This window comes from Streptomyces prasinopilosus (assembly GCF_001419695.1).
GTDB lineage: Bacteria > Actinomycetota > Actinomycetes > Streptomycetales > Streptomycetaceae > Streptomyces > Streptomyces prasinopilosus.
In genome coordinates this window covers 1-15,815 of record NZ_LIRG01000028.1, presented here as the reverse complement: position 1 = coordinate 15,815, position 15,815 = coordinate 1, and the positions used below count along the sequence as shown (strand labels likewise).

At 72.6% G+C, this 15,815-nt stretch carries 14 protein-coding genes; 12 read left to right on the top strand and 2 right to left on the bottom strand.

The genetic code is table 11. The annotated features are described in order from the left end of the window. From AOK18_RS01925 to mutM, 8 genes are all read left to right on the top strand, one after another. A partial coding sequence (locus AOK18_RS01925; protein ID WP_055693114.1) for an ATP-dependent DNA helicase RecG occupies nt 1–1,482 on the top strand: 1,482 nt, incomplete at its 5' end. A gap of 61 nt (nt 1,483–1,543) precedes the next feature. Further along, nucleotides 1,544–2,131, top strand: coding sequence for a 16S rRNA (guanine(966)-N(2))-methyltransferase RsmD (rsmD, locus tag AOK18_RS01920; protein WP_055693113.1), 588 nt, complete (start codon nt 1,544–1,546; stop codon nt 2,129–2,131). 26 nt (nt 2,132–2,157) lie between these two features. Then, entirely contained in the window at nt 2,158–2,637 is a 480-nt protein-coding gene (gene coaD / locus AOK18_RS01915; RefSeq protein WP_055572321.1) for a pantetheine-phosphate adenylyltransferase, read from the top strand. Between the two features lie 259 nt (nt 2,638–2,896). Continuing rightward, the gene (locus AOK18_RS01910; RefSeq protein WP_055572320.1) at nt 2,897–4,018 is read left to right on the top strand and encodes an ATP synthase F0 subunit B; all 1,122 of its coding nucleotides are present in this window, start codon (nt 2,897–2,899) and stop codon (nt 4,016–4,018) included. Nucleotides 4,019–4,189: 171 nt separating this feature from the next. Beyond that, the gene (locus AOK18_RS01905; RefSeq protein ID WP_055572319.1) at nt 4,190–4,834 is read left to right on the top strand and encodes a YceD family protein; all 645 of its coding nucleotides are present in this window, start codon (nt 4,190–4,192) and stop codon (nt 4,832–4,834) included. 2 nt (nt 4,835–4,836) lie between these two features. Further along, a complete protein-coding gene (rpmF, locus tag AOK18_RS01900) occupies nt 4,837–5,010 on the top strand; it encodes a 50S ribosomal protein L32 (protein ID WP_028802425.1) in 174 nt (57 codons plus the stop codon). A 7-nt stretch (nt 5,011–5,017) separates the two neighbouring features. After that, nucleotides 5,018–5,902, top strand: a complete 885-nt coding sequence (gene rnc / locus AOK18_RS01895; protein WP_206281489.1) for a ribonuclease III — start codon at nt 5,018–5,020, stop codon at nt 5,900–5,902. A 150-nt stretch (nt 5,903–6,052) separates the two neighbouring features. Continuing rightward, nucleotides 6,053–6,913: a bifunctional DNA-formamidopyrimidine glycosylase/DNA-(apurinic or apyrimidinic site) lyase gene (gene mutM / locus AOK18_RS01890; RefSeq protein ID WP_055572317.1), complete on the top strand. Its 861-nt coding sequence runs from the start codon at nt 6,053–6,055 to the stop codon at nt 6,911–6,913. Here the strand turns inward: mutM and AOK18_RS01885 are convergent. Continuing rightward, entirely contained in the window at nt 6,886–7,296 is a 411-nt protein-coding gene (locus AOK18_RS01885; RefSeq protein WP_055572316.1) for a winged helix-turn-helix transcriptional regulator, read from the bottom strand. The genes mutM and AOK18_RS01885 overlap by 28 nt on opposite strands. 132 nt (nt 7,297–7,428) lie before the next feature. Then, nucleotides 7,429–8,751: a CAP domain-containing protein gene (locus AOK18_RS01880; protein WP_055693111.1), complete on the bottom strand. Its 1,323-nt coding sequence runs from the start codon at nt 8,749–8,751 to the stop codon at nt 7,429–7,431. Between the two features lie 164 nt (nt 8,752–8,915). Here AOK18_RS01880 and AOK18_RS01875 point away from each other — a divergent pair, with 164 nt between their 5' ends. The 4 genes from AOK18_RS01875 (at nt 8,916) to AOK18_RS01860 (ending at nt 15,352) form a co-directional block, all read left to right on the top strand. Then, nucleotides 8,916–9,197, top strand: a complete 282-nt coding sequence (locus AOK18_RS01875) for an acylphosphatase (RefSeq protein WP_055572314.1) — start codon at nt 8,916–8,918, stop codon at nt 9,195–9,197. Nucleotides 9,198–9,576: 379 nt separating this feature from the next. Beyond that, complete coding sequence (locus AOK18_RS01870; protein WP_055572313.1) at nt 9,577–9,780, top strand: hypothetical protein; 204 nt, start codon at nt 9,577–9,579, stop codon at nt 9,778–9,780. A gap of 250 nt (nt 9,781–10,030) precedes the next feature. Continuing rightward, on the top strand, nt 10,031–13,699 hold the full coding sequence (smc, locus tag AOK18_RS01865) for a chromosome segregation protein SMC (RefSeq protein WP_055693110.1): 3,669 nt from the start codon (nt 10,031–10,033) through the stop codon (nt 13,697–13,699). 234 nt (nt 13,700–13,933) lie between these two features. Beyond that, a complete protein-coding gene (locus tag AOK18_RS01860; RefSeq protein WP_055572311.1) occupies nt 13,934–15,352 on the top strand; it encodes a sugar porter family MFS transporter in 1,419 nt (472 codons plus the stop codon). The last annotated feature ends 463 nt before the right edge of the window (nt 15,353–15,815 follow it).

Sequence of the window (15,815 nt, the reverse complement as noted above, 5' to 3'; positions counted from 1 at the left end):
CACGCCGACGCCCTGCTCCCCGCCGTCGCCCGCAGACCGCGGCCCGACGGCCTGCTGGCCGCCTTCGACGACCGGCTCCCCTTCACGCTCACCGACGGCCAGCGGAAGGTCTCCGAGGAGATCTTCGACGACCTCGCCACCGAACACCCGATGCACCGGCTGCTCCAGGGCGAGGTCGGCAGCGGAAAGACCCTGGTCGCCCTGCGCGCCATGCTCGCCGTCGTCGACGCGGGGGGACAGGCGGCCATGCTGGCGCCCACCGAGGTGCTCGCCCAGCAGCACCACCGCTCGATCACCGAGATGATGGGCGAGCTGGCCGAGGGCGGCATGCTGGGCGGGGCGGAGAACGCCACGAAGGTCGTGCTGCTCACCGGCTCGATGGGCGCGGCGGCCCGCCGCCACGCCCTGCTGGACCTGGCCACCGGCGAGGCCGGCCTCGTGATCGGCACCCACGCGCTGATCGAGGACAAGGTGCGGTTCCACGACCTGGGCCTGGTCGTGGTCGACGAGCAGCACCGGTTCGGCGTCGAGCAGCGCGACGCCCTGCGCGGCAAGGGCAAACAGCCCCCGCACCTGCTCGTCATGACCGCCACGCCCATCCCCCGCACGGTCGCGATGACCGTCTTCGGCGACCTGGAGACCTCCGTCCTGGACCAGCTCCCGGCCGGCCGCTCGCCCATCGCCAGCCACGTCGTCCCCGCCGCCGACAAGCCCCACTTCCTGGCCCGCGCCTGGGAGCGGGTCCGCGAGGAGGTCGGGAACGGCCACCAGGCGTACGTGGTCTGCCCCCGCATCGGGGACGAGGAGGACGACCCGAAGAAGGCCGGGAAGGCGAAGCCCGCGTCCTGCGCGGACGACGCCGAGAAGCGCCCGCCGCTCGCCGTCCTCGACGTCGCCGCGCACCTGGCCGCAGGGCCCCTGAGCGGCCTGCGCGTGGAGGTCCTGCACGGCAGGATGCAGCCGGACGACAAGGACGCCGTCATGCGCCGCTTCGCGGCCGGCGAGACCGACGTCCTGGTCGCCACCACCGTCATCGAGGTCGGCGTCAACGTTCCCAACGCCACCGCCATGGTGATCATGGACGCGGACCGCTTCGGCGTCTCCCAGCTCCATCAGCTGCGCGGCCGGGTCGGCCGCGGCTCGGCCCCCGGCCTGTGCCTGCTCGTCACCGAGATGCCCGAGGCGAGTCCGGCCCGGCAGCGGCTCGGCGCGGTCGCCGGCACCCTCGACGGCTTCGAGCTCTCCCGCCTCGACCTCGAACAGCGCCGCGAGGGCGACGTCCTGGGCCAGGCCCAGTCCGGCACCCGCTCCAGCCTGCGCATGCTCGCCGTCATCGACGACGAGGAGGTCATCGCCGAGGCCCGCGAGGAGGCCACCGCGCTCGTCGCCGCCGACCCCGGGCTGGAGCGGCTGCCCGGACTGCGCACCGCGCTGGCGGCCCTGCTGGACGACGAGAGGGAGCAGTACCTGGAGAAGGGCTGACAGACTGGGACGGCCGGCCCCGGGCACCGGCCGGCGCACCGACGAGGACAAGGACGAGGACATGACCCGCGTGATCGCCGGCCGGGCCGGCGGACGCCGCCTGGGCGTACCGCCGGGCAACGGCACCCGCCCCACCTCCGACCGCGCGCGCGAAGGCCTGTTCTCCACCTGGCAGGCCCTCCTCGGCGGCACGCTGGACGGTGAGCGCGTCCTCGACCTGTACGCCGGTTCCGGCGCCGTCGGCCTGGAGGCCCTGTCCCGGGGAGCCGGACACACCCTCCTCGTCGAGGCCGACGCCCGGGCCGTCCGCACGGTCCGGGACAACGTCAGGGCGCTGGGGCTGCCCGGCGCCGAGGTCAGACCGGGCAAAGCGGAGCAGATCATCCGCACGCCCCCGCCGGCCGAACCGTACGGCCTCGTCTTCCTCGACCCCCCGTACGCCGTCACCGACGACGATCTCCGCGAGATCCTGCTCACACTCCGTACCGGGGGCTGGCTCGCCGACGAAGCCCTCGTCACCGTGGAGCGCAGTACCAGAGGCGGGGATTTCGCGTGGCCGCCCGGCTTCGAGGCCCTCCGGGCCCGCCGCTACGGAGAGGGAACGTTTTGGTACGGTCGCGCGGCCTCTACGTGCGAAGACGCACGATGACCGGACCGGAGAGCGAGGGATCGCCAGTGCGCCGCGCCGTCTGCCCCGGGTCGTTCGACCCGATCACCAATGGACATCTCGACATCATCGCCCGCGCCTCGAGCCTCTACGACGAGGTCTACGTCGCGGTGATGATCAACCAGGCCAAGAAGGGCCTCTTCGAGGTCGAGGAACGGATCGACCTGATCGGCCGGGTCACCGCCGAGTACGGGAACGTCCGGGTCGAGGCCTTCCACGGCCTGCTCGTCGACTTCTGCAAGCAGCGCGACATCCCCGCGATCGTCAAGGGACTGCGCGCGGTCAGCGACTTCGACTACGAACTGCAGATGGCCCAGATGAACAACGGCCTCTCGGGCGTGGAGACCCTCTTCATCCCCACCAACCCGACCTACAGCTTCCTGTCGTCCTCCCTGGTCAAGGAGGTCGCCACCTGGGGCGGAGACGTCTCGCACCTGGTGCCCCCGGAGGTCCTCTCCGCACTCTCCGAGCGCCTCCGCAAGGACTAGGAGGACCGGCAAGCCCTCCCGCAGGGGTGGAGGGCCTCCCCGAAGGACCGGAGGTCCTTCCCGCGCACCCTCCGGGCGCTGTCCGGGCGGGCACCCGGCGGAACCGGGCGGGCCCCGGACTCCGGGCCCCGGGTCCCGGGCCCCGGGTCCCGGGCGCCGGCCTCCGGGCGATCCGCCGGGCGGTGTTCCCCGCCCGCCCCGGGGCCGTACAGTCGTTGCGTCCGTCTCCAACACAGCTGTAGAGAATGGCGAGCACACGGTGGACGTGCAGAAGAAGCTGGACGAGATCGTCGACCTGGTCTCCGGGGCCCGCTCGATGCCCATGTCGGCCTCGTGCGTGGTCAACCGCGCCGACCTGCTCTCGATGCTCGAAGAGGTGCGCGCGGCGCTGCCCGACTCCCTCGCCCAGGCCCAGGAACTCATCGGCGACCGCGAGCAGATGGTCGAGCAGGCGCGCCGGGAGGCCGAGCGGATCATCGAGGGCGCGCACGCCGAGCGCGGCTCCCTGATCTCCGGCACCGAGGTCGCCCGCCGCTCCCGGTCCGAAGCCGACCGGATCCTCGACGAGGCCCGCAGGGAGGCCGAGGAGATCCGCGCGGAGGCCGACGACTACGTCGACTCCAAGCTCGCCAACTTCGAGGTCGTCCTCACCAAGACCCTCGGCTCCGTGGGCCGCGGCCGCGAGAAGCTGCTCGGCACCGGGCCCGGCCTCGACGAGCAGGGCCACGAGGACGAGGACGCCCCCGAGCGCAGCCACGACCCGGAGACCCTGCGCCGCAGCGCCGACACATACGTGGACGTCAAGCTCGGCGCCTTCGAGGCGGTCCTCGCCAAGACCCTGGAGGCGGTCGGCCGGGGCCGTCAGACCCTGCACGGCCGGATCGCCAGCGACGACCTCGGCGCCCTGGCCGAGGACATGACGACGGTCCAGCACTCCAGCGACGCCGACTACCTCGCCGACCTCGCGGCCATGGCGGACGCCCCGGCCCAGCGGTCCGTGCGCTCCCCGCAGGCCGTGCCCGAGCAGCCCCGGCAGGCCCCGCAGGTGACCCAGCAGGACTACGCCGGGCAGGAACAGGCGTACGGCTACGCGCAGCAGAACCAGCAGCCCGATCCGTACGGCGGCTACCAGCAGCAGTACGGCGGCGGACAGGACCCCTACGGCTACCCGCAGCAGGCCGCCGCTCAGCAGGCCGACCCGTACGCCGCCTACCAGGGCTACGAGACGCCGCAGCAGCCGTCCTACGACCCCGGGCAGGGCCGGCAGGACTACGCCCAGCAGCAGAACCCGGCGGCCCTCGACGAGACCAGCCTCTTCGACACCAGCATGATCAGCGCCGAGCAGCTGCGCGCCTACGAACAGGGCCGCGGCAACGGCTGACCGTCCGGCCGGCGCCGGGCACCGGCCCGGATTGGGACGAGAGCCGAAGGTCCAGTATCCTGGCTCATCGGTCGTGTGTGCGCTGCTCCGTCTCCGGAGACGTCCGCGATCCGCGCTGCCCGGGAACACCACGGGACGGCGTTTCCCCGAGTTCGAAGACCGAAAGCAGGAATGGCTCTGAACGCCCGCCTCGACCACCGCAATCCCCTCGTGTTCGACACGCACGAGCTGGGACGGAGGCCGGGCGCGCAGCAGCGCCTGACCCGCTCGATCGAGGCGCCCGGGGACCTCGGGATCCAGGGGGTCATCGGAGTGCCGGAAGGCGCCCCGGTGGAACTCGAACTCCGGCTCGAGTCGGTCATGGAAGGTGTGCTCGTCACAGGCACCGCCCGTGCCACGGCCGAGGGGGAGTGCGTAAGGTGTCTGGAGCCGCTCGAGCAGGAGCTCGTCGCGGACTACCAGGAGATGTTCTCGTACCCTGACGCCGACGACCGGGGCCGCGTGAAGGCGGAACCGGGCGACGACGCCGAGGACGACGAGGACGGGCTCCCCCTCGAGGACGGCATGTTCGACCTCGAGCCCGTGCTGCGCGATGCGGTGGTGCTCGCACTGCCGATGCAGCCGGTGTGCCAGGACGACTGCCCCGGCCTGTGCTCCGAATGCGGAGCCCGGCTCGCGGACGACCCGGACCACCACCACGACGCCGTCGACATCCGTTGGGCGGCACTGCAGGGACTCGCCGGTTCACTCGAAGATGGCGAGAAGGACGAGATGAGCGGCGCCGAACCGGGCGTCGACGAGAAGCAGGAGAAGTAGCCGTGGCTGTTCCGAAGCGGAAGATGTCGCGCAGCAACACGCGCCACCGCCGGTCGCAGTGGAAGGCTGCGGTCCCCACCCTGGTTGCGTGCGAGCGCTGCCACGAGCCCAAGCAGCAGCACATCGCGTGCCCGGCGTGCGGCACCTACAACAAGCGCCAGGTCCTCGAGGTCTGAGCGGCTGGTGAGAGGCACTGTGTCCACGCCCAAGAAGCAGTCGCCCCGCGTGAGCGGGAGCGGATCGGCGGAACCCCAGGCCTCGTCCCACACGCTTCTGGAAGGGCGGCTCGGCTATCGGCTCGAGTCCGCCCTTCTGGTGCGCGCGCTGACCCACCGTTCCTACGCGTACGAGAACGGCGGTCTGCCGACGAACGAGCGGCTGGAGTTCCTCGGGGACTCCGTGCTCGGCCTCGTCGTCACGGACACGCTGTACCGCACCCACCCCGATCTGCCCGAAGGCCAGCTGGCCAAGTTGCGGGCCGCGGTGGTCAACTCGCGTGCGCTGGCGGAGGTGGGCCGCGGGCTCGACCTCGGTTCCTTCATCCGGCTCGGCCGCGGTGAAGAGGGCACAGGTGGCCGGGACAAGGCGTCCATCCTCGCCGACACCCTCGAAGCGGTGATCGGCGCGGTCTATCTCGACCAGGGACTCGACTCGGCGGCGGAGCTGGTGCACCGTCTGTTCGACCCGCTGATCGAGAAGTCCTCCAACCTCGGTGCCGGCCTGGACTGGAAGACCAGTCTCCAGGAACTCACCGCGACCGAGGGACTCGGTGTGCCCGAGTACCTGGTCACGGAGACCGGTCCCGACCACGAGAAGACCTTCACTGCTGCCGCCCGCGTCGGAGGCGTCTCGTACGGCACCGGCACCGGCCGCAGCAAGAAGGAAGCGGAGCAGCAGGCCGCCGAGTCCGCCTGGCGGTCCATCCGGGCCGCGGCGGACGAGCGCGCCAAGACGGCCGCCCCGGCCGAAACGGCTGTCCCGGCCGAAGGGGCCGCCCCGGCCGAGGCGGCCGTCCCGGCCGCCGGCGCCGAGCCCGCCGCCGACACCTCGGCGGCGGCCTCCGCCTGACGATCCGTACGCGGACCGGACGGATCACGCGGCACCCGCGGTTCCCGGGGGTGTCCGCGCCGCACGCAGAGCGCGACCCGAGCGCCCGCCCCCACCGGGGCGGGCGCTCGGGGTCGTGGCCGTCGAGAGAACTCCCCGGAGGGGGACACCATGCCCGAGCTGCCCGAGGTCGAGGTCGTACGGCGCGGACTGGAGCGGTGGGTCGCCCACCGGACCGTCGCCGCGGCCGAGGTGCTGCACCCGCGCGCGGTCCGCCGCCACCTCGCCGGCGCCGACGACTTCGCCCACCGCCTGAAGGGCCACCGCGTCGGCGTCCCCAGCCGCCGCGGCAAGTACCTGTGGCTGCCCCTGGAGGACTCGGACCAGTCGGTCCTGGCCCACCTCGGCATGAGCGGCCAGCTGCTGGTCCAGCCGCACACCGCGGCGGACGAGAAGCACCTGCGGGTGAGGGTCCGCTTCACCGACGACCTGGACACCGAGCTCCGGTTCGTCGACCAGCGCACCTTCGGCGGACTTTCGCTCCACGACAACACCCCCGACGGGCTGCCCGACGTCATCGCGCACATCGCCCGCGACCCCCTCGACCCGCTCTTCGACGACGAGGCCTTCCACCGGGCGCTGCGCCGCAAGCGCACCACGATCAAGCGGGCCCTGCTGGACCAGTCGCTGATCAGCGGAGTGGGCAACATCTACGCGGACGAGGCGCTGTGGCGGGCCCGCATCCACTACGAGCGCCCCACGGAGACCTTCACCCGCCCGCGTTCCCAGCTCCTCCTGGACCACGTCCGGGACGTGATGAACGCCGCCCTCGCGGTGGGCGGCACCAGCTTCGACAGCCTGTACGTCAACGTCAACGGCGAATCGGGTTACTTCGACCGGTCCCTGGACGCCTACGGCCGGGAGGGCCTGCCCTGCCGCCGGTGCGGCACACCGGTGCGCCGGAGGCCCTGGATGAACCGGTCCAGCTACTTCTGCCCGAGGTGTCAGAGGGCTCCGCGCGCCTCGTCGTAGCTCTCACGGGCCCGGAGCACGTCGTCCATGCTGTCCTCCAGGAAACGGATGAGGGAGAGCACGCGCCGCGCCACCTCGTGGCCCAGCGGGGTGAGTTCGTAGTCCACCCGGGGAGGATTGGTGGGCTGCGCCTCGCGGTGGACCAGGCCGTCGCGCTCCAGCGCGTGCAGGGTCTGGGAGAGCATCTTCTCGCTCACGCCGTCGACCCGGCGGCGCAGCTCGTTGAAGCGCAGCGAACCCCCGCTCAGCGCCCCGAGCGTCAGCGCGCCCCAGCGTCCCGTCACATGCTCCAGCGTCCCGCGCGACGGGCACACCCTGGCGAACGCGTTGTAGGGGGGCCGCTGCTCCGCCGAGTCCTCCGGGTGCGGCCGCGTGCTTGTCATGCCTTCAGCGTACTTCGGGCCCGCCCCCACCCCCGGAACGCACTCATCGCACGGCGGTGCCGGAGGGCCGGGCGGGAGGCGCGCGACGAGGGGCGGACGNNCGCCCCTCGTCGCGCGTACCGCCGTGAACCCCTAGTAGCCGAAGTTCTGTGTCCACCACGGGCCGCCGGAGCCGAAGTGCACGCCCACGCCCAGGGTCTTGAAGTCGCAGTTCAGGATGTTCGCCTTGTGGCCGGGGCTGTTCATCCAGGCCTCCATCACGTCCGCGGCGGTGGCCTGGCCGCGGGCGATGTTCTCCCCGCCCAGCTCGGATATCCCGGCCGCCGCCGCCCGGTCCCACGGCGTGTCGCCGTCGGGGTCGGTGTGGTCGAAGAAGCCCCGGGCGGCCATGTCCTTGCTGAACGCCGTGGCCAGGGTGGTCAGGGAGCTGTTCGCGACCACCGGGCTGCAGCCGACCTTGGCCCGCTCCTGGTTGACCAGCTCGAGCACCTGGGCTCCGGCGACGGCCTCCTCGGACACGGTCACCGGGCTGCCGGGCGCCTTCCTCTCCGGCTGCGGGGCGGTCCTGCGCTCCGGAGCCTCCGTCTTCTCCGACACCTCCTCGCCCGGTGTCGCCGACGGCTTCTCCTCCTCCGGGGCCCCGGCCTGCGCGGGGACCTTCTTCTCCGGCGTCCTCGTCGCCTTCCCGCCGGCCGAGTCCGACGGCGAGGGCTCGGGGGAGGCGGCGCGGTCGGAGTCGCGGCTCGCGGGGTTGCCCGCGTCGCGGCTCGGGTTCTCGAGGCTGCCCGAGGTGCCGCCCAGTCCGCCGGGAGTGTTGGTCGGGGTGCCCGCGGCCTCGACGCTGTCGCCGGGGGCGCGGTCGCCGCCCAGCTTGTAGTTCTCGAGACCGGGAACCACGCCCGAGGCCACCGCGACCGTCCCGAGGGCCATCGCGGCGGACACCCCGAGCAGACCGGTGCGGACCGGGGTCGCGGCCTTCTTCTTCCGCCGCCGTCCCCCCGTGTGCCGGTCGCTCTCGCCGGGGGTGAAGCCGTCGTCCGGGGAGCCGCCCTGCCGGGGGACGCTCCCGCGCCGGAGGTCGTCGCCGGCGAACACGGCCGTGTCGGCGGCGGCCGTGCCGGCGGGCACGGGCCGGCCCGGGTCCGCGGCGAAACCGCCGCCCTGGTGGCCGGTCCCGTGGTGGGGGTCTCCGGCGAAGCCGCCCTGGGCGAAGTGCCCCGCCCAGCCGTCCCCGGGAACGTCCTCCGTCGCGAAGAGGTAGGCCTCGCTCCGGGCGGCCGTCTCGGCGTACGCCTCCGGGTTCAGGTAGGGGGCGATCCCCATCGTCGGAGCGTCCTCGGCGTGAGCCCCCAGCGGGGTGTGGCCTCCGTCGTACAGGTCGTCGTGCTGAGTGACCCCCGTGGCGGCGCGGCCCGTGGCGGCGCGGCCGGCGGCGGAGCGTCGGTGGCGTCCCATGTCCTGGCCTTCCTCGTCCTTGCGTCGGTCGACTCGTCCTCGCGTTCAACACAAAACTCACACCATCGAGTGAGTTTCATATGAGAATCATTCGATCGGGACGGTACCGCATGCCGTCAGGGGAGGGAGTGCCCCGAGTGACATTGTCCGGTTAGGTTGCAGTCATGAGCGAGGATGTGCGACTGGTGGCCTGGGTGAGGGGACGTGTCCAAGGGGTGGGTTTCCGCTGGTTCACGCGCGCCAAGGCGCTGGAGATCGGCGGCCTGAGTGGCTTTGCTCTCAATTTGGCGGACGGCCGCGTCCAGGTGGTCGCGGAGGGCTCCCGCGAGCGGTGCGACGGGCTGCTCGACTGGCTCCAGGACGGCGACACGCCCGGACACGTGGACGGCGTCACCGAGATCTGGGACACACCCCGGGGCGGCTACGACGGCTTCGGCATCCGCTGAGCCCGCCGTCCCCGGAGGGCCTCCGGGGCCCCGACAGCCGTCGCGACCGCGGCTGCGGAGCGGAAAAAGTCCTGGTGGTTGCCAAGAGCCGCGAGATCGTGGGAGGCTCCCCCGCACCGACGGCCGCCACGCCGAGAGCGCCCGCGGGAAGCGCGGCGCGGCCGCCCGGCGGCCGTGTGCGCCGGGTCGTCGGCCGATACGGCGTGTGATCGTGTTGACCGTCAAACTTTTTGGTGAGACGCTGAAAGCCCCCGCGCACCTTAGCTGTTTGGCGTGGCTGAACGGCAGTACAACTCCAGGTCTGCCAAGCATCGCGGGTGCTCATCCCTCACGACCCACACCGCACAGGTCGGTCACGCATTGTGGAGGACCATCCATCATGGCAAAGGCGCTTCTCGGTTACGTCGGCGGCTCCGACCCTCGACTCCTCGCCGAGATGCGACGGCTCCAGCAGCGCGTCCAGGACCTGGAATCCGAACTCGGACGGATCCAGGCGGAGAAGGACGAGCTCGCGGCTGCCGCTTCTCGCGACAGGATCATGGAGAGCGTTGACGCACACCAGGCGGAGCCTGCGCTGACCTGATCACTGCACCGCTCCACCACGGCGCAGCAGTGGTCGGCCCGCCCGTCACCACCGCCACGTTGTCAGAAGTGCAAGGGACGCCCCGGCGTCCCTTCTTTTCTGCCTCCGCCCCCCGCGCCGCCCGGATCCCCCGAGGTCCTTGCTCCACGCATCCTTCCACTGTCTTCAACGTGTGGTTTGCCCTGCGCGTTCACCGGTGAAACCGCCGGTTCATGGAGTGGGACATCCCGGGCGGGTAAAGTCCGGCGGCGTGCACCTCAAGGCCCTGACCCTCCGCGGCTTCAAGTCGTTCGCCTCGGCGACCACGCTCCGGTTCGAACCGGGGATCACGTGCGTCGTCGGTCCGAACGGCTCGGGCAAGTCCAACGTCGTGGACGCGCTCAGCTGGGTCATGGGCGAGCAGGGCGCCAAGTCACTGCGCGGCGGCAAGATGGAGGACGTCATCTTCGCCGGCACCACGGGCCGCCCCCCGCTCGGCCGGGCCGAGGTGTCCCTGACCATCGACAATTCGGACGGGGCCCTGCCCATCGAGTACGCCGAGGTCACCATCACGCGGATCATGTTCCGCAACGGCGGCAGCGAGTACCAGCTCAACGGCGACACCTGCCGCCTCCTCGACATCCAGGAACTGCTCTCCGACTCCGGCATCGGCCGTGAGATGCACGTCATCGTCGGCCAGGGCCAGCTGGACTCCGTCCTGCACGCCGATCCGACGGGCCGCCGCGCCTTCATCGAGGAGGCCGCGGGCGTCCTCAAGCACCGCAAGCGCAAGGAGAAGGCGCTGCGCAAGCTGGACGCGATGCGGGCCAACCTCGCACGGGTGCAGGACCTCACGGACGAGCTGCGGCGGCAGCTGAAGCCCCTCGGCCGCCAGGCGGCGGTCGCCCGGAGGGCCGCCGTCATCCAGGCCGACCTGCGCGATGTCCGTCTGCGCCTCCTCGCCGACGACCTCGTCCGCCTGCGCGAGGCCCTCGCCGCGGAGATCGCCGACGAGACCGCCCTCAAGGAGCGCAGGGAGACCGCCGAGCGGGAACTGCACAAGGCGCTCCGGCGCGAGGCGGTCCTCGAGGAGGAGGTCCGCCGCCTCGCCCCGCTCCTGCGGAACGCCCAGCAGACCTGGTACGAGCTGTCCCAGCTCGCCGAGCGGGTCCGCGGCACCGTCTCGCTCGCCGACGCGCGCGTGCGGAGCGCCACCTCCGCACCCCCCGAGGAGCACCGCGGACGCGACCCCGAGGACCTGGAACGCGAGGCCGCCCGCGTCCGTGAACAGGAGGCCGAGCTGGAGGCCGCCCTCGAAGCCGCCGAACGCGCCCTGGAGGACACGGTCGCCCACCGCGCCGAGCTGGAACGCGAACTCACCCGGGAGGAACGGCGGCTGAAGGACGCCGCGCGTGCCGTCGCCGACCGGCGGGAGGAGCTCGCCCGCCTCACCGGCAAGGTCGGCGCCGCCCGCTCGCGCGCCGCGGCGGCCCAGGCCGAGATCGAGCGCCTGGCGGCCGCCCGCGACGAGGCCCGGGAACGGGCGGCCGCCGCCCAGGAGGAGTACGAGACCCTGCGGGCCGAGGTCGACGGCCTCGACGCCGACGACGCGGAGCTCGCCGGACAGCACGACGAGGCCAGGCAGCGTCTCGCCCGGGCCGAGACCGCCCTCACCGCCGCCCGCGAGGCGGCCACCGCCGCCGAACGCGAGCGTGCCGCGACCCGGGCCCGTCACGAGGCCCTCGCCCTGGGCCTGCGCCGCAAGGACGGCACCGGCGTGCTGCTCGCCGCCGGGGACCGGCTCACCGGACTGCTCGGCCCCGCCGGCGAACTGCTCACCGTCGCCCCCGGCCACGAGACCGCCCTCGCCGCGGCCTTCGGGGCCGCCGCCGACGCCCTCGCCGTGACCGGCCCCTCCACCGCCGCCGAGGCGATCCGCCTGCTGCGCTCACAGGACGGGGGCCGCGCCGCCCTCCTCCTGGCCACCGCCCCGGAGGAGTCGTGTGCCGGAGCGCACGACGGCCCCCACGGCCGGCGGGCCGACAGCCCGGACGGGGCACACGGGCCGGACGGGGGGCACGAGCCGCTCACCGGCGTGCCCGGCCGCCCCCGGTACGCCGCCGATCTGGTGCGCGGCCCCGCCGAACTGCTGCCCGCCGTGCGCCGGCTGCTGCACGGCACCGTCGTCGTCGACACCCTGGAGGACGCCGAGGAACTGCTGCGCGCGCGGCCCGGACTGACCGCCGTGACCGCCGAGGGCGACCTGCTGGGCGCGCACTTCGCGCACGGCGGCTCGGCCGGAGCCCCGAGCCTGCTGGAGGTGCAGGCCTCCGTGGACGAGGCCGCCGCCGAGCTGGAGGAACTCGCCGTGCGGTGCGAGGAACTGACCCGGGCGCAGCACGCGGCGGCCGGGGAACGCGACCGGTGCGCGGCCCTCGTCGAGGAACTGGGGGAGCGGCGCCGGGCGGCCGACCGGGAGAAGTCCTCCGTCGCCCAGCAGCTCGGCCGGCTCGCCGGGCAGGCCCGCGCGGCCGCCGGGGAGGCCGAACGGTCCGCCGCCGCCGCGACCCGGTCGCAGGAGGCCCTCGCCGAGGCGCTCGACGACGTGGAGGAACTCGCCGAACGGCTCGCCGTCGCCGAGGAGATGCCGTTCGACGAGGAACCCGACACCTCCGTGCGCGACCGGCTCGCCGCCGACGGCGCCAACGCCCGGCAGACCGAGATGGAGGCCCGCCTCCAGGCGCGGACGCACGAGGAACGCGTCAAGGCGCTCGCCGGGCGGGCCGACTCCCTGGACCGGGCCGCCCGCACGGAACGCGAGGCACGCGCGCGTGCCGAGCAGCGGCGGGCCCGGCTGCGGCACGAGGCGGCCGTCGCCGGTGCCGTCGCCGCCGGCGCCCGGCACCTGCTCGCGCACATCGAGGTGTCCCTCGCACGGGCCGGCGAGGAGCGCGCCGCCGTCGAGGCGGCGAAGGCCCACCGCGAGCAGGAACTCACCCGCGCGCGGACCGAGGGACGCGATCTCAAGGCGGAACTCGACAAGTTGACGGATTCAGTTCACCGGGGCGAGGTACTCGGCGCCGAGAAGCGGCTGCGGATGGAGCAGTTGGAGACCAAGGCGCTGGAGGAACTGGGTGTCGAACCGGAGGCACTGGTGGCGGAGTACGGCCCGCACCGGCCGGTGCCGCCCTCGCCCCCCGCCGGGAGCGGGCAGCCGCCGGATGCCGAGTCCGACGGCGGCCCCACCGCGGAGCCGCACCCGCACGACCGGCCCCGCCCCTTCGTACGGGCCGAGCAGGAGAAGCGCCTGAAGGCCGCCGAGCGCGCGTACCAGCAGCTCGGCAAGGTCAACCCGCTCGCCCTGGAGGAGTTCGCCGCGCTGGAGGAACGCCACCAGTTCCTCGGCGAACAACTGGAGGACCTGAAGAAGACCCGCGCGGATCTGCTCCAGGTCGTCAAGGAGGTCGACGAGCGCGTCGAGCAGGTCTTCACCGAGGCCTACCGGGACACCGCCAGGGAATTCGAGGGAGTCTTCTCCCGGCTGTTCCCCGGCGGCGAGGGGCGGCTGGTGCTGACCGACCCCGGCAACATGCTCACCACGGGTGTGGACGTCGAGGCGCGTCCGCCGGGGAAGAAGGTGAAGCGGCTGTCGCTGCTCTCGGGCGGTGAGCGGTCGCTGACCGCCGTGGCGCTGCTCGTGTCGATCTTCAAGGCACGGCCCAGCCCGTTCTACGTCATGGACGAGGTCGAGGCCGCGCTCGACGACACCAACCTCCAGCGGCTCATCCGGATCATGCAGGAGCTGCAGGAGGCCTCGCAGCTGATCGTGATCACGCACCAGAAGCGCACCATGGAGGTCGCCGACGCGCTCTACGGCGTCTCCATGCAGGGCGACGGCGTGTCCAAGGTCATCAGCCAGCGCCTCCGCCGGGCGGCTTGACGGGCAACCAGGCTCCTTCGGGCCCTTTGGATTCACATTGTGAATCCAAGATCCGCATGCCTGTGCGCACATCTCGTGAAATTTGTGACCATTTCGCGACCCATCCCCTCTCTTGACTTCAAAACTTGAAGACATAAGCTCAACGTCATCGTATTTACCTTCAGGTACCTTCCGAGGGACCTGGAAGGGCTGACCCCCACCCGGCGACGATGCCGGTGGCCCGAGGAGTTGCACGTGACCAGCTCAGCGCAGGCACAGAAGTCAGGAGCCGGTACGGCTCACCCCGAGCATCTCGGGCGCGTCGTCTTCATCGCGGCGTCGGCCGCGATGGGCGGTTTCCTCTTCGGCTACGACAGTTCCGTGATCAACGGCGCCGTCGAGGCCATCCGCGACCGCTACGACATCGGTTCGGCCGCTCTCGCGCAGGTCATCGCGATCGCGCTGATCGGCTGTGCCATCGGTGCCGCCACCGCCGGTCGCGTCGCCGACCGCATCGGCCGCATCCGGTGCATGCAGATCGCCGCGGTCCTGTTCACCGTCAGCGCCATCGGCTCCGCGCTCCCCTTCTCCCTCTACGACCTCGCCTTCTGGCGGGTCGTCGGCGGCATAGCCATCGGCATGGCCTCCGTCATCGGCCCGGCCTACATCGCCGAGGTCGCCCCGCCCGCCTACCGCGGCCGGCTCGGCTCCTTCCAGCAGGCCGCGATCGTCACCGGCATCGCCGTGTCGCAGCTGGTCAACTGGGCCATCCTGAACGCCGCCGGCGGCGACCAGCGCGGTGAGGTGCTGGGCCTGGAGGCCTGGCAGGTCATGCTCGGCATCATGGTCGTCCCGGCCGTGCTCTACGGGCTGCTCTCGTTCACCATCCCCGAGTCCCCGCGCTACCTGATCTCCGTCGGCAAGCGCGAGCGCGCCCGCGAGATCCTCGAACAGGTCGAGGGCGGCAAGTCCGACCTGGACGCCCGCGTCACCGAGATCGAGACGGCGATGCGCAGCGAGGAGAGGTCCCGCTTCAAGGACCTGCTCGGCGGCAGCTTCTTCTTCAAGCCGATCGTCTGGATCGGTATCGGCCTGTCGGTCTTCCAGCAGTTCGTCGGCATCAACGTCGCGTTCTACTACTCCGCGACGCTGTGGCAGTCGGTCGGCGTCGACCCGACGGACTCGTTCTTCTACTCCTTCACCACGTCGATCATCAACATCGTCGGCACCGTCATCGCGATGCTCCTCGTCGACCGCATCGGCCGCAGGCCGCTCGCGCTCATCGGTTCCGTCGGCATGGTGATCGGCCTCGCGCTGGAGGCCTGGGCGTTCTCCTTCGACCTCGTCGACGGCAAGCTCCCCGCCACCCAGGGCTGGGTCGCGCTGATCGCCGCCCACATGTTCGTCCTCTTCTTCGCCCTCTCGTGGGGTGTGGTCGTCTGGGTCATGCTCGGCGAGATGTTCCCCAACCGGATCCGCGCCGCCGCCCTGGGCGTGGCCGCCGCCGCGCAGTGGATCGCCAACTGGGCCATCACCGCGAGCTTCCCCTCGCTGGCCGACTGGAACCTGTCGACGACCTACGTGATCTACACCGTGTTCGCCGCGCTCTCCATCCCGTTCGTCCTGAAGTTCGTCAAGGAGACGAAGGGCAAGTCCCTGGAGGAGATGGGCTGACCGCGGCCGAGAGGCCGATGCCGACGGGCCCCCTCAGGGCCGGCCCGTCCCGTGAACCGAGGAGAAGGGTTCAAGTCCCCGCTGCCCCTCTCCTCGTCCTCCCGCCGCCCCGCTCCGGACCCCGTCCGGGCCGGGGCGGCGGTGTGCTCCGCACCCGCCGGCCGCGCTCCCGGGGCCGGGAACCGGGGAGACCCGGCCGGCCCGCCGGGCCGCGCCCGCTCCGCGTACGGACGCGGGGCCGCGGCGCCCGTGGCGCGCCCCGCGTTCCGGTTCCCCGGCCCCGCGCGGCCGCGGGGCCGGGGAACCGGCGTCCCCGTGCCCTCCACCGCGCCCCGGGCGGAGGCGGGGCGGACGGCGGCCGGCGGGACACCGGTCACCGGGCCGCCGGTGCCGGGGGCGGCACGACCCGTGTCGCGCGGGCCGCCATCGGCACGACCGGGAGGCCCATGGCCGATACTGGGGC